The 22,402-nt window shown below is 53.2% G+C and carries 27 protein-coding genes and 4 tRNA genes; 17 read left to right on the forward strand and 14 right to left on the reverse strand.

The window, feature by feature from the left end:
* Positions 1 to 59 precede the first annotated feature (59 nt).
* Complete coding sequence (locus tag RB216_RS22455) at positions 60 to 1,445, reverse strand: MFS transporter (protein WP_028617605.1); 1,386 nt, start codon at positions 1,443 to 1,445, stop codon at positions 60 to 62.
* A gap of 440 nt (positions 1,446 to 1,885) precedes the next feature.
* Between RB216_RS22455 and RB216_RS22460 the strand changes: the two genes are divergently transcribed.
* Positions 1,886 to 3,097: a site-specific integrase gene (locus RB216_RS22460; protein WP_308907904.1), complete on the forward strand. Its 1,212-nt coding sequence runs from the start codon at positions 1,886 to 1,888 to the stop codon at positions 3,095 to 3,097.
* Here RB216_RS22460 and RB216_RS22465 read toward each other — a convergent pair.
* A complete protein-coding gene (locus RB216_RS22465; RefSeq protein ID WP_308907905.1) occupies positions 3,094 to 3,624 on the reverse strand; it encodes a hypothetical protein in 531 nt (176 codons plus the stop codon). The two genes, RB216_RS22460 and RB216_RS22465, sit on opposite strands and share 4 nt — an antisense overlap.
* A 129-nt stretch (positions 3,625 to 3,753) precedes the next feature.
* On the opposite strand from RB216_RS22465, the gene RB216_RS22470 reads away from it, so the two are divergent.
* From RB216_RS22470 to RB216_RS22480, 3 genes are all read left to right on the forward strand, one after another.
* Positions 3,754 to 3,954 carry a helix-turn-helix domain-containing protein gene (locus tag RB216_RS22470; RefSeq protein ID WP_161776283.1) on the forward strand — a complete coding sequence of 67 codons (201 nt, stop codon included), beginning with the start codon at positions 3,754 to 3,756 and terminating at the stop codon, positions 3,952 to 3,954.
* Positions 3,955 to 4,090: 136 nt separating this feature from the next.
* Positions 4,091 to 4,327, forward strand: coding sequence for a helix-turn-helix domain-containing protein (locus RB216_RS22475; protein WP_308907906.1), 237 nt, complete (start codon positions 4,091 to 4,093; stop codon positions 4,325 to 4,327).
* Positions 4,328 to 4,483: 156 nt separating this feature from the next.
* Positions 4,484 to 5,242 (forward strand): hypothetical protein, encoded by a 759-nt coding sequence (locus tag RB216_RS22480; RefSeq protein WP_308907907.1) that lies wholly within the window; start codon positions 4,484 to 4,486, stop codon positions 5,240 to 5,242.
* Positions 5,243 to 5,347: 105 nt separating this feature from the next.
* On the opposite strand, the gene RB216_RS22485 is transcribed toward RB216_RS22480, so the two are convergent.
* Together RB216_RS22485 and RB216_RS22490 are read right to left on the reverse strand one after the other, a co-directional pair.
* The gene (locus RB216_RS22485) at positions 5,348 to 5,713 is read right to left on the reverse strand and encodes a hypothetical protein (RefSeq protein WP_308907908.1); all 366 of its coding nucleotides are present in this window, start codon (positions 5,711 to 5,713) and stop codon (positions 5,348 to 5,350) included.
* 92 nt (positions 5,714 to 5,805) lie between these two features.
* Positions 5,806 to 6,036: a hypothetical protein gene (locus tag RB216_RS22490; protein WP_308907909.1), complete on the reverse strand. Its 231-nt coding sequence runs from the start codon at positions 6,034 to 6,036 to the stop codon at positions 5,806 to 5,808.
* Between the two features lie 153 nt (positions 6,037 to 6,189).
* On the opposite strand from RB216_RS22490, the gene RB216_RS22495 reads away from it, so the two are divergent.
* The 3 genes from RB216_RS22495 to RB216_RS22505 all read left to right on the forward strand — a co-directional run bounded on the left by RB216_RS22495 (position 6,190) and on the right by RB216_RS22505 (position 8,821).
* Entirely contained in the window at positions 6,190 to 6,852 is a 663-nt protein-coding gene (locus RB216_RS22495; RefSeq protein WP_308907910.1) for a DUF4145 domain-containing protein, read from the forward strand.
* Positions 6,853 to 6,906: 54 nt separating this feature from the next.
* Positions 6,907 to 7,863, forward strand: coding sequence for a toll/interleukin-1 receptor domain-containing protein (locus tag RB216_RS22500; RefSeq protein ID WP_308907911.1), 957 nt, complete (start codon positions 6,907 to 6,909; stop codon positions 7,861 to 7,863).
* Between the two features lie 286 nt (positions 7,864 to 8,149).
* Complete coding sequence (locus RB216_RS22505; protein WP_308907912.1) at positions 8,150 to 8,821, forward strand: hypothetical protein; 672 nt, start codon at positions 8,150 to 8,152, stop codon at positions 8,819 to 8,821.
* Between the two features lie 400 nt (positions 8,822 to 9,221).
* On the opposite strand, the gene RB216_RS22510 is transcribed toward RB216_RS22505, so the two are convergent.
* Both RB216_RS22510 and RB216_RS22515 read right to left on the reverse strand, forming a co-directional pair.
* Positions 9,222 to 9,764: a hypothetical protein gene (locus RB216_RS22510; RefSeq protein ID WP_308907913.1), complete on the reverse strand. Its 543-nt coding sequence runs from the start codon at positions 9,762 to 9,764 to the stop codon at positions 9,222 to 9,224.
* 444 nt (positions 9,765 to 10,208) lie between these two features.
* The gene (locus tag RB216_RS22515) at positions 10,209 to 11,066 is read right to left on the reverse strand and encodes a pentapeptide repeat-containing protein (protein WP_308907914.1); all 858 of its coding nucleotides are present in this window, start codon (positions 11,064 to 11,066) and stop codon (positions 10,209 to 10,211) included.
* A gap of 1,103 nt (positions 11,067 to 12,169) precedes the next feature.
* Here RB216_RS22515 and RB216_RS22520 point away from each other — a divergent pair.
* The 6 genes from RB216_RS22520 to RB216_RS22545 all read left to right on the forward strand — a co-directional run bounded on the left by RB216_RS22520 (position 12,170) and on the right by RB216_RS22545 (position 15,068).
* Positions 12,170 to 12,586, forward strand: a complete 417-nt coding sequence (locus tag RB216_RS22520) for a DUF5681 domain-containing protein (RefSeq protein WP_308907915.1) — start codon at positions 12,170 to 12,172, stop codon at positions 12,584 to 12,586.
* Positions 12,583 to 13,014: a hypothetical protein gene (locus RB216_RS22525; protein WP_308907916.1), complete on the forward strand. Its 432-nt coding sequence runs from the start codon at positions 12,583 to 12,585 to the stop codon at positions 13,012 to 13,014. The genes RB216_RS22520 and RB216_RS22525 overlap by 4 nt, the downstream gene beginning before the upstream one ends.
* Positions 13,001 to 13,219: a hypothetical protein gene (locus RB216_RS22530; RefSeq protein ID WP_308907917.1), complete on the forward strand. Its 219-nt coding sequence runs from the start codon at positions 13,001 to 13,003 to the stop codon at positions 13,217 to 13,219. Before RB216_RS22525 ends, RB216_RS22530 begins: the two co-directional genes overlap by 14 nt.
* Positions 13,216 to 14,049 (forward strand): hypothetical protein, encoded by an 834-nt coding sequence (locus tag RB216_RS22535; RefSeq protein WP_308907918.1) that lies wholly within the window; start codon positions 13,216 to 13,218, stop codon positions 14,047 to 14,049. Before RB216_RS22530 ends, RB216_RS22535 begins: the two co-directional genes overlap by 4 nt.
* Positions 14,050 to 14,118: 69 nt before the next feature.
* Positions 14,119 to 14,463 carry a hypothetical protein gene (locus RB216_RS22540; RefSeq protein ID WP_308907919.1) on the forward strand — a complete coding sequence of 115 codons (345 nt, stop codon included), beginning with the start codon at positions 14,119 to 14,121 and terminating at the stop codon, positions 14,461 to 14,463.
* Between the two features lie 8 nt (positions 14,464 to 14,471).
* Entirely contained in the window at positions 14,472 to 15,068 is a 597-nt protein-coding gene (locus RB216_RS22545) for a tail assembly protein (protein ID WP_308907920.1), read from the forward strand.
* Positions 15,069 to 15,128: 60 nt separating this feature from the next.
* Here the strand turns inward: RB216_RS22545 and RB216_RS22550 are convergent, their stop codons facing one another.
* Positions 15,129 to 15,938 (reverse strand): hypothetical protein, encoded by an 810-nt coding sequence (locus RB216_RS22550; protein ID WP_308907921.1) that lies wholly within the window; start codon positions 15,936 to 15,938, stop codon positions 15,129 to 15,131.
* Positions 15,939 to 16,182: 244 nt separating this feature from the next.
* Between RB216_RS22550 and RB216_RS22555 the strand changes: the two genes are divergently transcribed.
* A complete protein-coding gene (locus RB216_RS22555; RefSeq protein WP_308907922.1) occupies positions 16,183 to 16,803 on the forward strand; it encodes a recombinase family protein in 621 nt (206 codons plus the stop codon).
* 16 nt (positions 16,804 to 16,819) lie between these two features.
* On the opposite strand, the gene RB216_RS22560 is transcribed toward RB216_RS22555, so the two are convergent.
* Positions 16,820 to 17,932, reverse strand: coding sequence for an SEC-C domain-containing protein (locus tag RB216_RS22560; RefSeq protein WP_308907923.1), 1,113 nt, complete (start codon positions 17,930 to 17,932; stop codon positions 16,820 to 16,822).
* A gap of 147 nt (positions 17,933 to 18,079) precedes the next feature.
* Positions 18,080 to 18,156 (reverse strand) — tRNA-Arg (locus tag RB216_RS22565).
* A gap of 325 nt (positions 18,157 to 18,481) precedes the next feature.
* On the opposite strand from RB216_RS22565, the gene RB216_RS22570 reads away from it, so the two are divergent.
* From RB216_RS22570 to RB216_RS22580, 3 genes are all read left to right on the forward strand, one after another.
* Complete coding sequence (locus tag RB216_RS22570) at positions 18,482 to 18,709, forward strand: hypothetical protein (RefSeq protein WP_028617606.1); 228 nt, start codon at positions 18,482 to 18,484, stop codon at positions 18,707 to 18,709.
* A 10-nt stretch (positions 18,710 to 18,719) separates the two neighbouring features.
* Entirely contained in the window at positions 18,720 to 18,899 is a 180-nt protein-coding gene (locus tag RB216_RS22575; protein WP_028617607.1) for a PA3371 family protein, read from the forward strand.
* 379 nt (positions 18,900 to 19,278) lie between these two features.
* A complete protein-coding gene (locus RB216_RS22580) occupies positions 19,279 to 19,605 on the forward strand; it encodes an Arc family DNA-binding protein (RefSeq protein ID WP_003175643.1) in 327 nt (108 codons plus the stop codon).
* A 169-nt stretch (positions 19,606 to 19,774) separates the two neighbouring features.
* On the opposite strand, the gene mgtE is transcribed toward RB216_RS22580, so the two are convergent.
* The 5 genes from mgtE to csrA form a co-directional block, all read right to left on the reverse strand.
* Positions 19,775 to 21,217, reverse strand: a complete 1,443-nt coding sequence (gene mgtE / locus RB216_RS22585) for a magnesium transporter (RefSeq protein WP_028617608.1) — start codon at positions 21,215 to 21,217, stop codon at positions 19,775 to 19,777.
* A gap of 340 nt (positions 21,218 to 21,557) precedes the next feature.
* A tRNA-Arg gene (locus tag RB216_RS22590) sits at positions 21,558 to 21,634 on the reverse strand.
* A 72-nt stretch (positions 21,635 to 21,706) separates the two neighbouring features.
* Positions 21,707 to 21,783: transfer RNA gene (locus RB216_RS22595), tRNA-Arg, on the reverse strand.
* 108 nt (positions 21,784 to 21,891) lie between these two features.
* Positions 21,892 to 21,982 (reverse strand) — tRNA-Ser (locus RB216_RS22600).
* A 62-nt stretch (positions 21,983 to 22,044) separates the two neighbouring features.
* A complete protein-coding gene (gene csrA / locus RB216_RS22605; RefSeq protein WP_003175645.1) occupies positions 22,045 to 22,233 on the reverse strand; it encodes a carbon storage regulator CsrA in 189 nt (62 codons plus the stop codon).
* Between the last annotated feature and the right edge of the window lie 169 nt (positions 22,234 to 22,402).

Here is a 22,402-nt window from a genome sequence, read left to right on the forward strand (position 1 = left end):
ACTTAAAGATCGCGGCAAAAAAACGGGCAGATCCTGATGGGATCTGCCCGTTTTTGCTTTCAGGGACGCGCCCGGCTCAAGTCGTGAGGGTGCTCGTCTGGTCCCACGGGTTCAGGCGGCCCTTCAAAGAGCGGCTCATCCGGCTCTGGGTTCGGATCCGTTTGCGGCTCAGCGTCCGGGACGGCGGTTTGCATTTGCTCCTGCACCACCTGTTCATCCACACGCGGGTCCAATGCGGCCACCAGCGGCGAGCTGGACATGCTGTCGGGCATCGCGACGTGATGCAACGGTGCATCGTCCACCTGATGCAGGTTGGTCACAGCTTTTGGCCGGATACGCCACACCAGGATCAACGCGCACAGGCTGAAAAACGCATACAGCATGTGGCTACCGAACATCTTCATCACCACACCCGCCAGCAACGGCCCGACACTCGCGCCGACGCCATAGGTCACCAGCAGCATCGCCGTTAGCGACACGCGGCGGTCACCTTCCACATGGTCGTTGGAGAACGCCACCGCCAGTGGATACAGGCAGAACTGCACCAGCGAACACAGGAAGCCCGCCACGAACAACACTTCAAGCGGCACCTGAGTCATTATCGCCAGCGGTAATGCAGCCACCGCCAGGCACAGGGCAAAACAACGGATCAGCAGCGCACGGTCATAACGGTCCGACAACCAGCCCAACGGCCACTGCACCAACAGGCCGGCGAAAATGCAGCTACCCATGAACAGACCCACCTGCTCGGTGGTCAAGCCTTGCTGAGAGGCATAGAGCGGCGCCAGGCCGTAGAACGAGCCCACGATTACACCCGCCCCAAGTACTGTACTCAACGACTGCGGCACGCGCTTGATAAAGAAGCGCGGCTCCATCGGCGCAGGATGCAGCGGCGCCGGGTGAATCCGCCGGGTCATGGCCACCGGCACCAGGCACAGGGCGAAACACAGCGCCACCAGCATCAGCAATTCAAGGCCAAGCTGAGGGTGCATGACCAGGATCAGTTGACCGAGGACCAAGCCCAGGTAGGAAGCGATCATGTAACCGCTGAACACCACGCCACGCTGCTTGGCGTCCGCCTGCTCATTGAGCCAGCTCTCGATAACCATGTACTGGCACATCATGCCCAGGCCCACGATCATCCGCAGCACGATCCACGCCGGCAGCCAGTCGACCAGGCCATGGCCCAGCACGGCCGCACCGACAATCCCGGCGCAGGTTGCATAGGCGCGGATATGCCCGACCCGGGCAATCAGGCGGTGCCCGATCTTGCCACCCAGTACCAGGCCAAAATAGTTGGCCGCCATCAACGCACCCACCCACAGGCTGTCGACATGATCAGCCGCCAGGCGCAGGGCAAGGTAAGTACTGAGCAGGCCGGAGCCGATCAGCATCATCAAGGAGGCGAAATAAAGGGCTCGAAAAGATTTCCAGATCTGGCGCATCGGCGTTCCGAGCGGCTCCTTGCGGTGAGAGACAGGGCTATCGGCATGATAGTCCGGGGTGGCCGGGTCCGGACAGGCGGTATGCGCTGTTTCCGGGGATTATTTTGCTTTAAGGCTCAGACGCTGTCTGGCTGCTCGCGGGATACACGGATTGCGATAAATACACGACGCAAGGGGTGTGAACCCAGAACCCTGGCAAGGTTCGACGCATCTTCAGAAAATGCCCACAAAAAAGCCCCGCCAGACGGATCTGTGCGGGGCTTTGGATCTGGTGTCCCAGGGCCGGTTCGAACGGCCAACCTTCCCCTTAGGAGGGTCAATTCAGACCCAACAGGCACAACCATAAGCCCAGGATTACTGGGCCTTTTAGTCCCATTGAGTCCGTGAACATCGAGCGGTATAGTGCTTTTTGCTGCCACCCTGCTGTCACGGTCGAACCCTTGAAAACCAAAATCACTCAGAAGCTAATTGGCAGCCTAGCCGTCGAGGCGAAAGCATACCGCGTGCATGACACCGTGCAACCCGGTTTCTTCATTCGCGTACTGCCCAGCGGTCACAAGTCTTACATGGTCACGTGGGGCCGAAACAAGAACGCCACCCTCGGGCGTGTCGGGGTGCTTACTCTTGACCAAGCCCGAACACAAGCCGCCCAGTACTTAGCCGATGCGCACGCCCATGGCGAGCCTCTGGCAATCGCCCAGGGTCGCAAGGGGTCAGCCCTGCCCTCGCTGCGCGACTTTATCGACGACACCTATATACCGTGGTTCAAAGCCCATCACAAAGGCCATGAGAAGACACAGCACACCCTCAGCAATAACTTCGACCCAATCATGGCCCAGCGCCTGGACGCGATCACCGGACGAGACCTGGAGCAGATCCGCACAGGATGGATGCAGGCCGGCAACAAGGCCTCGACGGTGAATCGAAAAATGGGCTCGATCAGTGGTGTTTTCAGTCGTGCCGTTGAGTGGGAGTACATCGACACACACCCGCTGGCCAAGCTGAAACAGCTTAAAGTCGATTCAAAGGGGGTGATTCGCTACCTGGCTGCCGACGAGACCAAGCGTCTACGCGATGCCCTGGGCGCTCGACAGGATGAAATGAGGGCCGAGCGAGAGAGTGCAAACGCCTGGCGGACGGACCGCCACAGAGAGCCGATGCCAAGCCTCCTGGGACTGCCCTTCACCGATCACCTGAAGCCAATGGTGTTGGTATCGCTGAATACCGGCATGAGGCGCGGAGAGTTGTTCGACCTGAAATGGACAGCGGTGAACTTCGAGACGAAGACAATCACAGTCGCCGGGGCCACCACCAAGACAAGCGATACGCGCCACATCCCGATGAACAAGGAGACTATTGGTGTGCTGGAAGCTTGGAAGAAGCAGGTGAGCAAGTCGCCGTATGTCTTCCCAGGTCAGGGCGGCGGTCGCTTTGAGGACGTCAAAAGCGCCTGGCTCAAGTTGCTTGAGCGGGCGCAGATCGACGGGTTCCGCTGGCACGATATGCGCCACGACTTCGCTTCACGCCTGGTAATGGCCGGCGTACCGCTCAACACGGTACGGGATCTGCTGGGGCACGCCGATATCAAGATGACTTTGCGCTACGCACATCTGGCGCCAGGAACAAAGGCCGCTGCTGTGGAGCTGATTTAGAACGGCGGCTCAAAGGGGACAATGGTCCGGCTTTCTTTATTTTCCTCTACGTGCTCAAGAAGGTAATTCCATAAATTCCGAATATTTCCGCGATCAAGATAGCCCACACCTTCGATCTGCCAGTGAGTGCCAATCTTTGCGGCCCCCTTATCCAGGAAGACCGGAGACGCCTTGATCGTCTCCCAAATGCGCTGCTCCTCAAATGTGAGGAGATTAGGCAAGTGATAGCAGAGATTGATAAAGCGCTCGCTTTCATCAGTTGACCACACCTCACTTACGGCACTGGCTACCGACCAATGCTCCGTATTTCCTCCATCATGGAATGGCACGTCAAGATCAAAAACCAATGCTTCAACTGCAGCCTCTACGACCCCAGTAATTGACTGCCGCTTTACTCGAGAAATGACATCGATCGTGAATTTGACCTTTGGGTCTAACCGGAGGGTCAGTGTTTCTGTCTTCCGCGATCCTTGGTTAGGTCTGTTCTTGGCCATCTCAAAATCTCCGAGCCATAAATCGAGCGACAATCCTAATCCGTACGTCCGAGCGAGTCCATACGTTCATACAAATCATATAGCATCAGTTGACGTACAGTATTCTCAGGGAATAGGATTGATCCACGGCCACTTAATTCTAATGGCCGATGGAGAACCAAAATGCTTGCAGCAGAACAACCAGCAGCCTTGTCCGTCAGCGTCGAAGACGCAGCTCGGATCGTCGGATATTCGCGATCGGGCGTGTATGAGTTGATAGCAAAGGGAGAGATCAAAACCTTCAAGCTTGGTAGGCGTCGTTTGATTCTGATGACTGAACTTAAAGTCTGGATCGAACGAGCAGCGAAGGAAGGTGCCCGGTGATTAGCGCGATGCCCCTGGAAAGAGGACCGGAAGGGATTGAATCAAGAGAACTGAGTGATAGAGAGAGCGTTAAGGCGGTGTTCGAGCACCGCCCTAACGAAAACACACTGGATAGCACCAACGTGAAGGCCAAACTATGACACGCCATTCTTCAACAGAGCAAGACAGCAAGATGATGGAGGCCCTGCGAAACGGGCCGGTATCGACCATCGAAGCCGCAAAAGAATTGGATATTGTCCAGCCGCCAAACACCATTCGTCGACTTAGGAAGAAAGGTCACGAAATCCGCACCTACTGGACGCATCAGTCCACTGAGCCAGGAAGACCGCCACACCGCGTGGCCAAGTACATCCTGATGCGCGAAGCGTCGTAATCCGGAGACCGCAGGGGACGCCGCGAAATTGCGGCGCCCCTTGCGCCTGCCTGCGAGCTGCTGGCGGGCTTCAGCCCGTTGTTTATCCAGCCGAACTACGCTGAGGTCGATTCAGTGGAATGCCTAGCCACAAAACTACTTAGCCGCGGCGACACGGTGAGCATTGAGCGTGGGCAGCTCGTCATTCAGCCGGTGAGCGGCAAGCCCGTGCCGCCTGAGTGGATCAACACCAACCGGGCCAGGCTTTGCCGTGAAGCGCTTATATCATTAGGCCTGGATGCTTTCGAGTACACGGATTATTCAACTGGTCACTATGGCAAAACCCGGAGTGCCGGTATCACGTTGCGGTTCGTCTCGCTAGTGAATGGGGAGTCTGTATACGCCGTTTTTAATGCAGACCTGACCCGTCAGCGGAACACAGCCGCAGCTAAGGCTGGCACGCTGCTTCCCAGGGGACAATTCCGTATAGGTAAGCGCAGCCACTTCTACAAATTCTGGATGGGCACGGGCTTGCCATTCCCTCGGCGCCTTTCAGCTATGCACGATTACATGGGGAAACTGCGTTGCGTCATGCTTACCGGAATGCTGACTGACGACCGTATTAACGCCGGCAGTCTGGCGCCTATCAGCCTGACTGCCGAGCAATTCAGAAAGGCAATTTTGCCGGACAAGTTCCGGACAATATCCGGACAACTGCCGGACAACTTCCGGACAAGAGCCCCGGACAAGGAAAACGCTCCAGCCCATGTATTGCAAGGGTTACAGCCGATTCCAACTACGTGCGTTTCAAACCACGAAAACAAGTTAATAAGAAAGGACGAATACAAGACAGCTTCCATAACTGATTTACCTATCCCTAAGCCTCCTCAGGATCAGAGTGTTGACGAGTGGTTGGAGGCATACAGTTCGACCTGATCTGCTTTGCTGAGAAGGCACCAACCGCAAGCAAATGAAAAAAGGGCACCACCCTGTTTCGGGGTAGTGCCCTTGATGCTGCGAAGGTTTGGTAGTTTACCTGCCCTACTCCAGCACCACCGCGCGGTATTGCTGATCGCCGCCCAGGTCATCCGAGCCGAACAGAGCCTGATTGACGGCCTTCCTGCTCTCAAGCAGCAGGTCATGCTCATCATGCGTGCCAATGTCCGCCGCAACCCACTCAGGGAGCTCCTTACGCCGCCGCATCTCGCTCAGGTGCGTCCACCACCGGGTAGCGTAACGCCGCTCTGCGAGAATGAGCTCAACCACTAAGGTTCGTTGGTTGTCGGTGAAGAAAGGCAGGTGTAAAGCGCTAGAGTCGCCCGCCTCCAGACCTACAGACCCCTCCCCTTCAAATTCGGACCTATCTTGGCCTTTCAGGGCGTTACTGATATTTTGGTAAAGTTGCATGACGTTGGCCTCTAAGCGTCGTCGTGTGATCGCCAGGCCGCTGTTAGCGCAGCGGCTTGGCACCTCTTTTGATCGGCTGAATACTCAGCCGATTACTGCTTGCCCTTCTCGTTCAACCATCCGATTGCCCAGCTCACAGGGTCTTTGCTCCCTTGGGGTTTCAGTGGCTTGCCGTCTAGCGCCGCTTGCCGACCCTCTTCCTTCGTTTCGTCGTGAATCCATACCGTGGTTTGTCTGAATCCCGCCTCACGCTGACGCTCTTTGTAGAGCCTCTGACGGTCTGCTGTAGTGAGCGGCTTCTTATCCTGCTCTCGATCAATCATTTTTATCCTCGCTCGTTAGCAGTAACAACAACCCATAATCACACACCGTTAGCAGTCACGCAACAATAATATGCAAAATAATTGCAGACCAGGTGTCTTGTCGTATTGCCGCGCGCAGGTGAAGATCCGGTATCTCTCACGGAAGAAAAACAAATGACGGCACTGATAGGTAAGCGCTTCACCGAGCTCGAGCAACAACTAGCGGCCCTGTTGAATAGCGCTACCCTCAAGCGAGACGAGTACAACGGGACCACGGAGCTTTACATACCACCCGACTTGATCCTCAACTGGAATGTCAAAGCTAAAGCGCTAATGGAGCGCGTCTGTGGCACTGATTCGACGCATCTCAAGATGTACGCCGAAGCAGATGTACAAGGGATGTACGAGTCGTATGTGGATCGCCTGAATCGACTCAAAGCAATCTTTCTGGCAGCAAAAGAGGACTTTGATGGTGGCCACCTCAACACTGTCCGTAATCTCGTTCAGGCAGAGGTATTCACCAGCGAACTAGTGCAGGCGGAAGAGCTCCTCAAGTCGGGCTATGCAACAGCAGCGGCAGTAATCGCTGGCGTTGTGCTCGAGACGACTCTGCGCGATCTGTGTTCTACCCATGAGCTAGAGCACGGTAGCCTCAACAAAATGAACGATGACCTGGCTAAGACCGGCGCGTACAACGCCAGTCAGAAAAAGCGGATCACCGCTTTGGCTGCAATCCGCAACAGTGCCGCGCATGGTAAACCAGAGGAGTTCACGGCCGGAGACGTGAAGGGCATGATTGATGACGTGGAGCGTTTCCTTACGATGACTCTCCAATGATACGCATTGACAATTTATAAAATTCCATGTGATTTTGATTTACGGAAAACTTCAATGAAAACGGAAGGCAATATCTTCATCTCTTATGCGTGGGGCGGCGCAATAGAAAAAAAGGAATGGATGAGAAACAATATAATTTCTTATCTAACTTGGCAGTACGAAGTATTCTGGGATAGAGATAGTATCCCCTACGGAAAAACAATTGACAGCACGATATCTAAAGCACTTAGCAAAAGGCCAATAACAATATTTTGCATTTGCGACAATGAATATCTAGCCTCATCACAAAAAGTTAACTCTGGTCTATACCGAGAGCTTTCTATGATGGATAACCTTGCAGATGATGACGAAGTAAATATAGTTCCAATCATAATCGACGCCGAGTGCAAAAAAAGCCTACCTAAACTACTCAGCAGCAGGACTTACTTAGACCTATCTGACCACCACCGAAGAGGCCTCACACTTGGCCCTGTCATACTTCAGGTGGCGAATGGTGCTACTCAATCTGATATTACACTTTGTCTGGCAGAGCAAATCAGAGTTGAAAACATCCGCGAAAGAGCAAAGTCATATTTTTGTGTTTTTCCTATGACACTAATCGGTAACGCCAGCTCCCACGAAGTGCTTGACCCGTTAAGAAAAGCGCTCGTCCCCCCGCAGTGGATGTGGGATAGCAAAGAATGGGGGTATATGCTGGGCGACGAAAATAAAAACGAAACGTACTGCCCTTCTAAAGGGGTCTGGCATTGGGATCATTGGTCACCATCTAAAGGGATGCGCGCGCTGGGAACCGCAGCTTTATCGGCATTCTTCCCCCACCGCACAAGCGTTGATCATATTGAGGCAATTGAACAAGGTGGAGCAATACTAGCGAGGAGCTTCTTCGCAATGACAAAAAAAACGGAATCCTTTATCTTTGACGCGAACGATATTATGGTTTCATTATTCGCGAACGAATATGGCGTTAAAGTGCTAGACACATTACTTCCGCCTAAAGAACAGGTGGACTAAATGCAATCAGAACTCTGACCAGGAAGGTGGACTGGCCTAATGCCCTAGCTTAGGGTCGGATCTGAAATCTGCCCTATCTGGATTTCGAATTCGAGGAGAGAAAGGTCCAAATCTGGGTCAATTGCGGAGTGTTAAAACCTGAGCACGCCTAGCGCTTACGCTAGATCACACGGAAGCCTGAATTCCCGCCCTAAAACCTAACAGAACGAGATTGCGAAAAGCCTCAACTCTGACTAACATGATAGCCATAAGCCACCAAAAAAGCGAATTCAGGTAGAGATACTCAATGCGACACTTATCAAAAATTAATATATTTTTAGCGCTTCTCTTATCTTTTTTAATCGGCTCACTATTTGGGCTCTCAGTTAATTTAGGGTGGGGGCTACCACTTGGCACAACCCTGACATTGGTAGTGGCTGTTTTGGGTTTTGGGGTCGCATTCTATCAATCCTACGCAACTAGGAAACACAACCGACTTTTGGTGAGGCCGCACCTAACTGTAAGCCAAAATTTTTCAAGCACTGAACTAGAAGGCTTCTACACACTCTCACTAAAAGTTAAAAACTCTGGATTGGGGCCTGCTTTACTTGAGAAGTTCTCAATCGCTATTGGTCAAGACGGTATTATTCGACGCGGCTCTTTGCTTGAAGCCATTCAAAAACACGCCAGCGATCAATTAAAAGCCAAAGGACCAACTCGCTGCGGTGCAAATTATTTAAAAAAAGGTGACGCTTTAGATAAAGGAGAGGAAAAACTTCTAATACAAATCCGTTTTCGCGGACCCGCTCTTACTGAAGCTAGAGATCTAGCAAAACTCTACTTATCCACCATCTCCGTTAAGATCGAATATCAATGCCATTATGGTCACAACTTCAGCTCAGAAAAACTTGCACGACAAAAAAAACAAACTAAGTCTGATCTACATACTATCGCCCCTCCCGATCTAAAAGCCGTATAAAGCGCACGAGACTTGTAGCATTCTGCAACCTAACCGGCTGGACTTAACACAGACTTTCGTTAGTAATGATCCCATAGAAAGTTTCTTTTTGATCTCACTGAGCGTGCTGAAAAGTCTCAGAGTTTGGAAAGCAACACACTGCGTAGGAATCAACGCGATGGAGCCCCCCTCATATCCGAGGGATTTCCTGACACCAGACCAAACTACCAATTCTGATAATTTCGAGTATTGCGAGACAGGCCAGATGAGCCGAATCGGGCCATATGGTCTGCTTGGCTCCCGCTCCTCCTGACAGCAGACCGGAACAGGTGTTGCCGCGACAGCAACACCCTCACTCAAATGTGAGCACATCTGCTCACATTGCCAGTGCTCGATATTTAAAGGCCGGCGGCCCTTACTCCTAGTTGGATGCTATTGCTCGCTCTACGAACGCTCTTAGGCAGAGGCCGGATGTGAGGAACTGATCCAGGAACACAACTTGACCGCCCTGCTGATAAGCGGTGTTCAGCGGCCCCTTCTTAGCGTCCAAAGTGAGAACAACCGATTCGAAGGATCGGGAAGCCAATGCTACATCTGCTTCGTTAGGATAAAGCCTTGATTTAGCTTTCATGCGCGCACCGATGGTACTCCGCTGCTGCGCCATAAACGCCAACTCCGCCTCGCTTGCGAAGCAACCCTGATCGAACCCCCCATATCGTTGTTCATCCACCGGCACAGACTCGTCGTAGAAACCGAATAGCGGAACTGTCTTGACGGCCCGCTGGACCGTTGTGTTGATGAAGGTCTTCAGCTCAGCCTTCTCCTCGGGGATTGGTGGTATCTCAAACTCCGCTTCCCGGGTCATGCAAAGACAGTACTGGTTAGCTGGAAACTCTGCGGTTAGATCTATTTGATGGTCGAACAGTAGATTCCAGACATTTGCGTCAATATAAACGCTGATCATTTGCGCGCTCCTTGCGGTCGTTAGGTCGCTGTCTTGTCAAAACATTTGGAAAGGACAATGCCCAGCCTAGCCTTAGAATCTTACCGTGCCGAGTGAGACGTTTCGGTCTAAGTGGGATGGTTTGGTCTCACTGAGACGTTTTGGTCTATCTGGCCGATCGGTAATCGCTCTCACATCGACGAGACAGACCTAGTGAGCCGACTCATCAGGTCTGCTTGCCTCAACCTCACGACAGAGAACAGATAAGGGCCGCCAACGTAGCTCGTCATCCCGATAAAAATTCCTGCTCTGCCCATTCCCCATTAGTCGAGCTACCTGAACTGCCTGCGGCTATTACGCGCGGGCGTATTCTGCTGGCTTGACGAAAATGTAGTGCTGACGTATTGTCAACGCTCGTGGCCAGATGCGGGTCAGCTAGTTTACTAGTGAGAGGGTTCAATTCCCTCAAGGCCGACGATTACTCCGCTGATACTTCATATCTGGCCGAATCGCTATCAACTCCTTCAACAACTCTGTTGAAATTGATATGTAATCTAAATTATCAGCTTTAGCCAGTTGAGCAATGTCAATATCCTGTGCACCCAAGAAGCTGCATCGACCCAAATTCGCGCCATCGAACTTCACACCGGCTAAGCTCACCTTTTTGAAAACCGTATTAGTCATTATACAATTGACAAACTCTGCCTTTCTTATATCCACACCTTCAAACCTAACATCAATCAAGGTGGCGCCTTGAAAATTACACTTATACATGCTTCCAGATATAAAAAGTGTGCTCTTAATTTTGCAATCGACGAAATTTGAAGATCTCATCTCAACGCTTTCAAAGGTGGTCGAAGTTACTTTACCCCCTGTCAATTTCATACCAATTACGCTGCAACCCTTCAGCTTCAAGCTTTTTAAATCCCTGCCCACCAAATGCAAATCTCTTACAACAAAATTTGTATTACCGGCAATACTTAATCTTTTTAAAGCCCCCATCTTCCTCAAGTGAGCCTCCGGAAAGTCAAGCTCCGCATAATCAATAAGTTCCTCCTTGCTCTGCAATACAGAACTTGCATGCTCTCGTCGCCCATCCAACCACAACAAAAGCACACCGACAACGGCAAGCTCTATAAGCATCCCATGCAGCTCAACAAGCACATTTTCCCAAAACCCTCTATTATATACGCCTATAGTCGTATCTGGAAAAACAGTAGTGCTTATAAAATCCCAAGCCGAGCTAATTGTAACAATAATTATAAAAGCAACTAGCACAACAAGAAGTGCAGTCCCTATAGGACTATTTATAATTTTACGCAATTCTACGCCCTCTCCCTAATCACTATTCCTACAATTCGAAGCATCATTCTCAGCGTAGTGCTTCCCTGCTGAAATTGGACTGGCGCTTAGTGTGACGCGTTGCGCCCTCTGAGACAATTTCATCTCACTGAGCGTGGTGGAAGCTCCACAGAGTGTGGAAAGCAACACGTTAGAGAATCCCTCAGATCCGAGGGATTCCCCAACACCTGGCCAACCTACCAATTCTATTGATTTCGTTGGTTGCGAGACAGACCGAATGAGCCGAATCGGACCGTATCGCCTGACTGCAGGACGATCCAAAAACAGCGACTCCTGAAAAGCCAGGAGACAGAAGTTCCGGATATTCCGACACATCCCGCTAACGCTGCGAACGTCCTTCCCCGTTACCGAACGCGCGTCGGGCCTGACAGCAGGCTGGAACAGGCGATGCTGTGACAGCAACACCCTCACCCAAATGTGGTCCTTGCTCACCTTTAAACCATCCTGGCCGAATTGGAGTTCTCTCACCCCGCCTGGGCTGCCAACTGCCGAGGATTTCTCTGTGGTTCGTAAATCCCACCGATCAGGGGTATTTCCCCATTTTAGGAAGATGTGAGCAAACTTGCTCATATCCGATACGCGCCACGTTTTCACATCTCGCAAAACGTGGCGCATAAACCTGACATACCGAAACGGTAGGTCAGCCCTCCCCTCTCAGTCCTCAATCTGAGGACGGAGTGAGCCGAAAACCCGGCCGTGTATCACTTTGCCTACCCTCGACTTAATGCAACAAAAACGCCCTCTTCAATCACGCCAAAACTAACTATTTCAGTCCCGTTTAATCCGGTTATGTGTATCACCTAGAGTGCACCTAAAAAGCACTGGATAAATGATCAGATCATGCCTAATGTGAGTTTTTGAGCCACTCAAAACCCATTCGAGGCAGCATCTATGAACACAGCTAAGCCCGCCCGAGGACGCCAGCACAAACCAACTCGATCCGAAGTTGCCGCCGCCTGGGGCCGCCTTCGCGAAGCCGCAGCCGACGGAAGCGTTCAAGCATCCGCCCTTCTGATAGCTCTCGCTGAAAACAAACCGGTCATAGCCATGGAATCGCCCAGCGCATGACTGATCGCGATAAAGCCGGCAAATGGAAGCCCGGGCAGTCGGGTAATCCCGGTGGTCGTTCCGGCCAGACGCAAGAGTTGCGCGCCCGCCTCGCGGAAGGTGCAGACGCCGTGACAAAGAAGGTTCTGACAGCGGCCAAGAAGGGCGATATGCAGGCTTGCCGTCTGATCCTTGAACGCCTGGTACCGCCAATCAAGCCAACTGCCGAGACAGTGTGCTTCGACCTCGACGATACCGACCTACCCAGCGCAGCCAAATCAATCCTTCGCGCAGTTGCCGCCGGCGAGCTACCGCCCGACCAAGGCAAAGCATTGATCGAAGGGCTGGGCGCTGTTGCCCGGGTTATCGAAGTTGCCGAGCTACAGAAGGCCGTCGAAGAACTCCGCGAACAGATGGAGGGAATACGGCAATGAGCATTAAGTGGATGCGGGCCGAGCTCAAGCGAATTGCAGAGAAGATCGGCACCGGAGACGAAGAGACAGTGCTCGTTATGTTGACGGTGGTGGACTGCAGGGTCGACGCGGTTGAGGGGGAGATGGATTACCCCGAGACAGTGGGCCATTCGTTCAACTATCCCGTCCAGGGCGTACAGACGGTCATGCACTTCCCACTGCGCACCATGAACAGCTATGACGCGGCCAATCTAGCAGAGGCGTTCATTCTCCACGTCCGCGCAACTGAAAGCCTCCGCCGTCCTGCCCCGGTAGGTGTGATGGATATGCGGCCATTCCCAAGTCCTGGTGCCCGGATCTTCCCGCCCTTGGCTGACGGGAAAGACATCAAAAATCACGTCGCAGAACAGTACCAACTGATCATCGAGGCCCGCCATGAACATCCGTAGCCAGGTGGCCAAGCTGCGCCAGCAATCCGGGCTCACTCAGTTCAATCGTGACGTGCGAGAGATCAGCGCCCTTATGGACGAGTTGCACGAAGCAGCAGCCGGCGGTGGCGCCCGAGAAAACTTGTCCCTACTCCAAATCCTGAGCGAATCCTCAGACCAAGAACCGGCCGCCCAACGGCCAGACAATCAAAAGGTAACTCCATGAAAATCGGCAAACGATCCGTCCTCAAAGTTGGCTTGGCCAACCTCCATTACTCCGAATACGAGCACTCCCAGGTAGAGGCAAGAACATTCAACATTCAACGACCCGATGGCACCAAAGGCACTTGGCAGGCCGGTGGCTTGCTGAAGTCTGTCCGCCATTTGCAGGGATTGTCCCTGGAGGCGTTCAAGGACCTCGGAGAAGAAATCCTCTCGATTCGCGAGAACAAGGACCTCAACGCCGCAGCCATCGAGCGCAAGGGCAAGGAGCAGATTGATGGAATCATCCCCGCCCTGATGCCGGCGATGGAGAAGGCAGCAAAAGATATGCTCACGTTGGCCCAAACAGTGGCCAGCGGCTTTGCCGCGGTCACGCCGCGCGCAAGCTCGGACGTTGTTGGTTTCCTGGCCGATCAGGAGCTACGAGCCATCATGCGTAGCCTCAAGCCGGAAGAGCGCCAGCGACTGGTCGCTGAGGCGCGTGCAGGTAGTCATCCCGACGTTGTAGAGGCGGTGCTCAGGGCAAACCCAATGCTTTCCGGGCTATCGCCAGAGGCGGCTGACAGCCTTTCGCGTGCAGGTATTGCAGCGTCCCGCGCCGAGGACATCGAAGGGCTCAAGCAGATGCTAGCGATCTACGACGACGTGCTGGCCACAGCCTCCAATGCCGGTGTCGCACTGAGCGGTATGGTCGCCAATTCGAATGGGTACACCGGCCGGTTTGAGAAGTGGAGATCGGGCTGCGAAGGCTCCGAAGCGCTTCGCGAATGGCTGGCAAAAATGCCCTCTCGCACCTCCGCAAAAGCGTCTCCTGATCAATCCGAAGCGGCCTAACTGTCGCGCCCGTGCGCTACGCAAGTATTGGTGGCGCCGATCAACGGCAGACTCTGTGAGTGTGAAGACATGACCTTTCAAGAGCGTTTCACCGAAGCGTGCAAAACGCAGAAATTCAAACCCTACGAACTGACCCAGGGGCCGTACGCCGGCTACACGGTGTGGGAGGTCCAGCACGTCAGTGGTGGCCAACAAGTGACAGTCGACGGCCCCTTCTTCACTGAGGAAGAGGCCAGGGTTTCCGCCGACATGCTGAGGGGCACATTCCGAGGCGCCCGGGCCAGCGATTCGATCTACAACCGGGTGTGGAACTACGACCCGCGCCAGGAGCAACTGACCATCGACCAGGCGCATATGTCGCGCGCTGTACTCGCCATTCGCCTTGGGCTTCCAGCCCCTTCTACCAATCTATAGGAGGCCCCATGGCCGCCACAGCAATTGAATATGCCCCACTCACCACCATCAAGCTGTGCGGGCAACTACGGCAGTTCGGTAAGTCCTACCAGTTCTCCGTCCGCACGCCGGCCGAGGCGATCAAAGCATTGTCAGTGCAGATCCCAGGGTTTGAACGGTTTCTGTCTAACGCAAAGTCTCGCGGGCTCGTGTTCGCAGTCTTTCGAGGCAAGAAAAATATCGGTGAGGGTGAGCTTGGATTTCAAGGCAAAGGCGACATCATCATTGCCCCTGTGATCGTAGGCAGCAAACGCTCTGGAGTTCTGCAAACCGTCATCGGCGCCGTGCTGATCGCAGCCTCATTCTTCACGTTCTGGGCGCCCCCGGTATCAGCCGGGCTGTTTGCATCAGGAGTGGGTATGGTCGCCGGCGGCGTAATCCAAATGCTCAGCCCCCAGGCTGGCGGCCTCAAGACGAGCGCAGCGCCAGAAAACACGCCGGGATATGCGTTTGGCTCCGCTCGGAATACCACAGCCTCCGGCAACCCGGTACCGCTTTGCATCGGCGAGCGCCGCTGGGGTGGCGCGATCATCAGCGCTGCTATTTACGCTGAGGATCGAATGTAAGCGGCATAAACTTGGTAAAAAGCCACTAATAGAAAGAATAAAAAACCGCGCTATAAAAGCCTAAATCAACAGACCTTTCAGCATCAGATCGACCTGTTCATATATCCTATTGACTCGTCGATCTGAAGACATAACTCCATCGAAAAATGTTCCGTATGCCACAAAATACATATCTATTAAATCATTGCGAATGCTTTCTGGCTTAATGTTTGAAGGAAAGCCTACAACAGCTCGATCCAAGGCCAGCAAATATGTACAAAATACCAATCTAAAAATGAAAGTATAAGGTAGCTCTTCAAAACTAGGCCAATAGCGAACAGAAGGGTGCTGATGGAGCACCATAGCTGAAATTGACAGAACCTCATCCATTATTTTATTAACTATATCTGAGCTATATAAATCACCTCCCTTAATCCTCGCCCGCTCCTCCTTTGAATAATTTTCCAGGAGCTTTGGAAAGGCCAACCCCATGGTGGCGGCATCATCCAAGACCCTCAGCATCTGGGCTGCTGAACTGTTTTTATGCGCCTCAACCTGCTTGATTTTTTTCTCATCACCAGCCCGAGCTTCTTCTAGTGCTGATACAAAACCACGAAAGATGTTCGTATGTTTTTTATCAATTAGACGACGCTGAAGCCCTGCCCTACGGCCTCGCTGCGCGCAAACTGACATCGTATCCTTCAATACAATTACTTGATCACTGAATCGCCCAAGAATTTCCATCTGCTCGAGAATCGCTTCTATTCCGCCGGCCTTGTACATCTCCATCGCGGAATAGTCGAAGAGCACTACTCGATTTTTCGCGGACTTCGAAAGAAAAGCATTTAGTCTTGGTGATTTAAATTGATTCGTATCCAACACTAGCTGCATATTCCGCCTTCCAGAAGACCTCTGATGTATAACTTTGCGTAACGACCCTTTCTGAAAACCAGGCCGATGGCTCAAGGAACTAATCTTATATCACAAAGCTAAACGGTGATCTGAAGAGATGTCGCATAGGGTATGCCTATCCAGATACAGGCTTATTTTGCCTTTCTCGGGCTTTTCGCTTGATAAGTGACACCCAAAGTGCAACAGTATTAGTAGAACGCCCTAACTGATACAGGCACCCATAATGTTCATCCGCGCATACCTCCGAGCCTCCACCGAAGAACAAGACGCCGGCCGTGCCCGGGCCTCGCTCGAGCAGTTCGCCAGCGATCACAACAAGGTCATTGCGAGCGTGTACCTCGAGAACGCCAGCGGAGCCAAAGCCGACCGGCCTGAGTTGCTGCGCCTGCTCAAGGATGCCCGCAAGGGTGACGTGCTGCTGGTGGAATCGATAGACCGTCTCTCCCGTCTACCGGTTGAGGACTGGCAAAAGCTCAAGACCGCTATCGACTCCAAGGGCCTGCGCATCGTTGCGCTCGACCTGCCAACCAGCCACCAGGGAATGCAGGACACCAAGGGCGACGAGTTCACCGGCCGGATGTTGGGTGCAATCAACTCAATGCTGGTGGAGATGATGGCCGCGATCGCGCGCAAGGATTACGAGCAGCGCCGCGATAGACAGGCCCAGGGCATAGAGAAGGCTAAGGCCGCTGGTAAGTACCAGGGGCGGCCAGTGGATGCCGACTTGCATAAGCGGGTGAAGGAGTTGCTCAAGGCTGGTTTAGGTATTCGGGCGACAGCCAGGCACGCGGATTGCTCGACTACTACGGTACTTCGAATCAAAGAAATGTCTGAGCAAGGGTGAGCGCCAGTCGTAGCACTCAGCACCCGACGCGGTAACGATTTATAACGTTCCACGAAGGTATCTGGCATTTCGCATGCCTCAAGCGCGGCGCACCAAACATAGTAGGCATATCACCCATCATTCGCTGTATCAGCGCATTTTGAGTAGCTTTTTCGAGCGATTCCCACCAATTGGGTGATATATGCAGGTTCTCAAAGTGTTCGAATAGAAAGCAAACGATCCTTGAGGAGAGATCCTCATCGCTAATCTTCTCGAGGGTTTGAATCACCGGAAGGCAGACAGGATCGTCTTCTGGTAGCCACGTAAAGACAACATGACCGTTTTCACCTCCATAGAAAGACGTCACGCTAAGCAGGTGAGGCGTAGCAGTGATATCCACCAGATCTTGATGCCGCTTTCCTTCGAAATCTCTTTCAGGAGGGTAGGTGCCACTACACATGACTGGTGGAGGCCCCTCTAAATCGATGATGTACGATCGAACGACGGAATAATCATCGCTGAGAAGTGGCACCTCAAACCGCGGTTTGTGATGCTCGATATCCCTCAATGCTGCGTCTAGGCCGAGCCCCTGGGTGAAATTAAACATCTGCATAGACATTTGGGTGTCTAGTGATCGGCCCCGATCAAGATCTTTCTGCAGCTTTGCTGTCTCCGCAGCCGCCCTCTTCGTATATATCTCCCTTGCATATGCCCGGTAGGCCAACAGAAAGCACTGCTGCTGGCTCCCGCCAAAAACCTCTTTCTCAACTGGTGCGAACAGTTCGTCGTCGTGCCTCGAGCAGAAACCGGAAAATGTCGAAGCTTTACGAATTCCAACCAGTTCGGGATGAAGGAGCCCCTTGTGCTTTGTGAGATTTTCAAAAGAGGGCACAAAGGTCAAAACATGACCATCTCTTGCGATCTCGCTCAGGCTTCCTGAGCGTTGCACGGTATGAGCAGCAATGATTTTGCCAGAGCATTTTTCATGCATCACATCAGGCGCAGAACAAAGTTTTACGGAGAATTCCTTTCTCACAGCAGCACTTATGTCCCAAGGGTTCACACGCGGTTCTTGCTCGCGTCCCAAGTGGCAATGCTTATATTTTTTTCCTGACCCACAGAAACACTGCTCGTTTCTACCGTACTTCATAAAGCCTCCTTGCCAGCAGCTAGCATTCCTACGAAAAAAGCCCCGCAGGATGATTTCCTAGCGGGGCTTTCTGTGCCTGATGCTGTCACCCTGCTGTCACGAAGCAAATGACAATTTCGGCTGACGGCCTAAAAGGCTTGATTTATATGGTGTCCCAGGGCCGGTTCGAACGGCCAACCTTCCCCTTAGGAGGGGGATGCTCTATCCAATTGAGCTACTGGGACAAATGACAGCCGCTGCGCTGAAGGCGCGGCGACGGACGGCGTGCATGTTAACGGCCGAGGTGGGTTTTGTCATGTCGTCCGTAGGCTTTTTGAGTGTAGGCCGATACCGACCTCATTTATCCCGCCCTGACCCCGAAAATACAGGCCCGCGAGCCCATCGTGCAAAATGCACTCCCCCAAAAAGCCATCATTGCAAATTGCAACCTTTCAATCGTTTAAAGTAGACTCAAGCCTTTGATTTTATTGAACTAATAGATTGGCACGACACCTGCAATACTTCTCCTACAAACCCAATAAGCCACGGCGTTAAGCGGAGAACATGACCATGAACAGTGCCCTTCTGTTAGCCCTCAACACCGTAGCCCTGGCTGCATTGCTGATGTTTCACTTTCAATCGACCGGCAGCAACGATCCTGCGCAGATCAGCCAGGCCGTGCCACATCACCTGCAGCAACGCCCGCAACTGGCGGTGATGACCCCCAATGCGCAATCGCCTGTACGCCTTACCCAAGACACTCAGTCCGCACCCGCCTCTGGGCACTGGGTTTTCTGAGGAACCTCTGATGAACAAATTTGCCTGGCTGTTTTTATGCATGACCGCATCAACAGGGATTCTCGGCCTGGGGGCTGAATCCCAAGACGGCCAAACGACCGCATTCGTCGCCAGTGGCGTGTTTGCCAGCCTGTTGTTGCTCACCTTGATCGTGGGTCGACGCATCAAATTCGACCCAGTCTTGCGCTAACCCACCTCCCTACCTTATGTCGCCTTCCCCTCGCTAATCGGCAAATTGCCACTAGTCTTAAACTTAAGGGCAAAAGGCCACTTTGCTATAGGATGTGCGGCCTCAAACCCTGTGGCGGCATGGGCTGACGGCAAGTTCCATCGCGGATTCACGCGTTGAAAATTTTTCCAACCAGTCCGCAAAAATGCAAATCAGTGCTGGCATAAAGCCTTTAGCCAGTTCAATATTTGTCACAGAATTGACGCCAAGGAAATGTCAAATCTGAGGCATGATGCGGCCTCTTTGCAATTCAGGTTGAACTTTGGTCGTGAGCCTTGTCTTAACACTCATCTTGCGGCCAATTCCAAAAACCGCTCCCCTGAACTAACCGGTTAAATATATGCGCCCATTGAAACAGGCAATTTATTCCAGCCGTACGGCTGACAAGTTCGTCGTACGTCTGCCAGACGGAATGCGGGAACGCATTGCCGAGGTGGCTCGCAATCATCACCGCAGCATGAACTCCGAAATCATCGCGCGCCTGGAACAAAGCCTCATTCAGGAAGGTGCGCTGGGCGACGAGTTGAGCATGCGCCTGGACAGCCCCGAGCTGTCGCTGCACGAACGCGAACTGCTGCAGCGTTTTCGTCAGCTCTCCCACCGCCAGCAAAATGCTCTCGTCTCGCTTATCGCGCATGACGTTGAGGCGGCCGCAGAAGCCAATTGATCTGCAACTGAAAGCCGAAGCCAGCCCTGTGCTGGCTTTTTTTTGCGTGGGATTTTTTGTAGGAGCCGGCTTGCCGGCGATCCGAGCGATACGGTCTATCAGTTAAACCGAGGGGATGCGATCGCAGGCAAGCCAGCTCCTGCAGAGGAAGCCGGCGCGCCATGCAAGATCAGAGCAGGAAGATCGTTGCCAAACCCAGGAATATGAAGAAGCCACCACTGTCGGTCATGGCCGTGATCATTACGCTGGCACCCATTGCCGGGTCGCGCCCAAGGCGGGCCAGGGTCATCGGGATCAGTACCCCCATCAGCGCCGCCAGCAGCAGGTTGAGCGTCATAGCTGCGGTCATCACCACACCGAGCGACCAACTGCCATACAGCAAGTAGGCCACCACACCGATCACCCCACCCCACACCAGGCCATTGATCAGGCCAACCGCCAACTCTTTGCGCAGCAGACGCGACGAGTTCGCTGTACTCACCTGATCCAGCGCCATGGCGCGCACGATCATGGTAATCGTCTGGTTACCGGAGTTACCGCCGATACCAGCCACAATCGGCATCAGTGCTGCGAGCGCCACCAGCTTCTCGATCGAACCCTCGAACAATCCGATAACCCGCGACGCGATAAAAGCGGTGATCAGGTTAATGGCCAGCCACGCCCAGCGGTTATGCAGTGAGCGCCAGACCGAGGCAAAGATATCTTCCTCTTCACGCAAACCTGCCATGTTGAGGACTTCAGTCTCACTCTCTTCACGAATCAGGTCGACCATTTCATCGATGGTCAAACGGCCGATCAGCTTGCCGTTCTTGTCGACCACCGGCGCCGAGATCAAGTCATAACGCTCAAACGCCTGTGCGGCCTCGTACGCGTCTTCATCCGGGTGGAAACTCACCGTGTCGCTGGCCATCAGGTCTGCGACTTTCTTGTCTGGATCATTCACCAGCAGCCGCTTGATTGGCAAAACACCCTTGAGAATGCCTTCATAGTCGACCACAAACAGCTTGTCGGTATGGCCCGGCAACTCTTTGAGACGACGCAGGTAACGCAAGACCACTTCCAGACTGACGTCTTCGCGGATGGTGACCATCTCGAAGTCCATCAGCGCGCCGACTTGATCCTCGTCGTAGGACAGCGCGGAGCGCACACGCTCACGTTGCTGGCCATCGAGGGCTTCCATCAGCTCATGGACAACATCACGGGGCAGTTCAGGGGCCAGGTCGGCCAGTTCGTCGGCATCCATCTCCTTGGCCGCAGCCAGGAGTTCGTGATCGTCCATGTCGGCGATCAGGGTTTCACGAACCGAGTCGGATACTTCGAGCAGGATGTCGCCATCTCGCTCAGCCTTGACCAACTGCCAGAGGGTCAGTCGATCGTCCAGCGGCAAGGCTTCGAGAATGTAGGCGACGTCGGCAGAGTGAAGGTCGTCGAGCTTGCGTTGCAACTCAACGAGGTTTTGCCGGTGAACCAGGTTTTCGACCAGATTGTTGTTCGGGCCATCCTGGCGGTGCGTGAGGTCTTCGACCACGCGTTGGCGCTGCAGCAGCTCGATGACTTGAGCCAGACGGTCCTGCAGGCTTTCTTGTGTTTTCTTTACTTCTACTTCGGTCATAGGCGAACTCCACTCCCAGCAGCGGGGCACGCCGGAAGGATCAATCAGTCAATTCATGATTGGTAAAACGGGGTACTGAGCAACTACTGGGTAAGTCCATGGAGGTATTCCACAAGCCCCGGCGGGGCTGACGGGCGCAATCATACACCGCCCGGCCACTTTAAACGTCAAAAAACTGGGAAGAACAAGCGCTTGCGAGCCAAAGCTGAGTATTGGCTGCATCTATGAACTGCGACGACGCAGTGAAGCAGGAAAACACATGGCCGCGAGAGAAAAACAAAAAATCCTACATAAACCCCAGACGGCAAAAAGCCCGCACTAGGCGGGCTTTTTGTTTGTATGGTGCACTCGACAGGATTCGAACCTGTGACCGCTCGGTTCGTAGCCGAGTACTCTATCCAGCTGAGCTACGAGTGCAGATTGTGTTTTTAGACCAGATCACAACTGGTTGTAACCGAATCACTTGCATTGCTGCAACTGACTCTTAAATGGTGCACTCGACAGGATTCGAACCTGTGACCGCTCGGTTCGTAGCCGAGTACTCTATCCAGCTGAGCTACGAGTGCATTTGTTGCCGCGCATTATAGGCCGTTCAATCTCTATGTAAAGCTATTTTTTCGTTAATTTTCAACAACTTAGCGAAAAAACCAGATTGCAACGTACTAAGCAAATAATGGCGGAGAACGGGGGATTCGAACCCCCGACACCCTTTTGAGGTGTACTCCCTTAGCAGGGGAGCGCCTTCGGCCACTCGGCCAGCTCTCCGCAACACGGGGCGTATATTAACCACGTTCATCCCCGTTTGCAAACATAAAAAACGATAAAAATTAAAGGCTTGGTTCTTCGTCCTTCTCTTTCTTGATCCGCAGGTAGATTTCCTCGCGGTGTACCGCCACCTCTTTCGGAGCGTTAACCCCGATACGCACTTGATTGCCTTTGACGCCGAGCACGGTCACGGTGATTTCGCCATCACCGATAATCAGGCTTTCTGCGCAACGACGAGTCAGAATCAGCATACCTTTCTCCTCACGCATTTCAGTTCAGGAACAACAGTCTGCAAAAAAAAGGCCTTCGACCTACAACCCAAAGGCCATAGCCCTACCCGCCTAAGTATTGTCGAGCGCACGCAAAAGAACATGCGCCCTACAAAAAAAGGAAAGGCGCGGTAAACCGCGCCTTCCTGGC

The sequence above is a fragment of the Pseudomonas canadensis genome, assembly GCF_030980095.1.
Lineage (GTDB): Bacteria > Pseudomonadota > Gammaproteobacteria > Pseudomonadales > Pseudomonadaceae > Aquipseudomonas > Aquipseudomonas canadensis.

Excerpts from the sequence above, each read along its gene's own strand:
- RB216_RS22455 (WP_028617605.1), bottom strand. The coding sequence starts at position 1,445 with ATGCGCCAGATCTGGAAATCTTTTCGAGCCCTTTATTTCGCCTCCTTG.
- RB216_RS22470 (WP_161776283.1), top strand. The coding sequence starts at position 3,754 with ATGCTTGCAGCAGAACAACCAGCAGCCTTGTCCGTCAGCGTCGAAGAC.
- RB216_RS22475 (WP_308907906.1), top strand. The coding sequence starts at position 4,091 with ATGACACGCCATTCTTCAACAGAGCAAGACAGCAAGATGATGGAGGCC.
- RB216_RS22485 (WP_308907908.1), bottom strand. The coding sequence starts at position 5,713 with ATGCAACTTTACCAAAATATCAGTAACGCCCTGAAAGGCCAAGATAGG.
- RB216_RS22490 (WP_308907909.1), bottom strand. The coding sequence starts at position 6,036 with ATGATTGATCGAGAGCAGGATAAGAAGCCGCTCACTACAGCAGACCGT.
- RB216_RS22495 (WP_308907910.1), top strand. The coding sequence starts at position 6,190 with ATGACGGCACTGATAGGTAAGCGCTTCACCGAGCTCGAGCAACAACTA.
- RB216_RS22500 (WP_308907911.1), top strand. The coding sequence starts at position 6,907 with ATGAAAACGGAAGGCAATATCTTCATCTCTTATGCGTGGGGCGGCGCA.
- RB216_RS22505 (WP_308907912.1), top strand. The coding sequence starts at position 8,150 with ATGCGACACTTATCAAAAATTAATATATTTTTAGCGCTTCTCTTATCT.
- RB216_RS22510 (WP_308907913.1), bottom strand. The coding sequence starts at position 9,764 with ATGATCAGCGTTTATATTGACGCAAATGTCTGGAATCTACTGTTCGAC.
- RB216_RS22520 (WP_308907915.1), top strand. The coding sequence starts at position 12,170 with ATGACTGATCGCGATAAAGCCGGCAAATGGAAGCCCGGGCAGTCGGGT.
- RB216_RS22525 (WP_308907916.1), top strand. The coding sequence starts at position 12,583 with ATGAGCATTAAGTGGATGCGGGCCGAGCTCAAGCGAATTGCAGAGAAG.
- RB216_RS22530 (WP_308907917.1), top strand. The coding sequence starts at position 13,001 with ATGAACATCCGTAGCCAGGTGGCCAAGCTGCGCCAGCAATCCGGGCTC.
- RB216_RS22535 (WP_308907918.1), top strand. The coding sequence starts at position 13,216 with ATGAAAATCGGCAAACGATCCGTCCTCAAAGTTGGCTTGGCCAACCTC.
- RB216_RS22540 (WP_308907919.1), top strand. The coding sequence starts at position 14,119 with ATGACCTTTCAAGAGCGTTTCACCGAAGCGTGCAAAACGCAGAAATTC.
- RB216_RS22545 (WP_308907920.1), top strand. The coding sequence starts at position 14,472 with ATGGCCGCCACAGCAATTGAATATGCCCCACTCACCACCATCAAGCTG.
- RB216_RS22550 (WP_308907921.1), bottom strand. The coding sequence starts at position 15,938 with ATGCAGCTAGTGTTGGATACGAATCAATTTAAATCACCAAGACTAAAT.
- RB216_RS22555 (WP_308907922.1), top strand. The coding sequence starts at position 16,183 with ATGTTCATCCGCGCATACCTCCGAGCCTCCACCGAAGAACAAGACGCC.
- RB216_RS22560 (WP_308907923.1), bottom strand. The coding sequence starts at position 17,932 with ATGAAGTACGGTAGAAACGAGCAGTGTTTCTGTGGGTCAGGAAAAAAA.
- RB216_RS22570 (WP_028617606.1), top strand. The coding sequence starts at position 18,482 with ATGAACAGTGCCCTTCTGTTAGCCCTCAACACCGTAGCCCTGGCTGCA.
- RB216_RS22575 (WP_028617607.1), top strand. The coding sequence starts at position 18,720 with ATGAACAAATTTGCCTGGCTGTTTTTATGCATGACCGCATCAACAGGG.
- RB216_RS22580 (WP_003175643.1), top strand. The coding sequence starts at position 19,279 with ATGCGCCCATTGAAACAGGCAATTTATTCCAGCCGTACGGCTGACAAG.
- mgtE (WP_028617608.1), bottom strand. The coding sequence starts at position 21,217 with ATGACCGAAGTAGAAGTAAAGAAAACACAAGAAAGCCTGCAGGACCGT.
- csrA (WP_003175645.1), bottom strand. The coding sequence starts at position 22,233 with ATGCTGATTCTGACTCGTCGTTGCGCAGAAAGCCTGATTATCGGTGAT.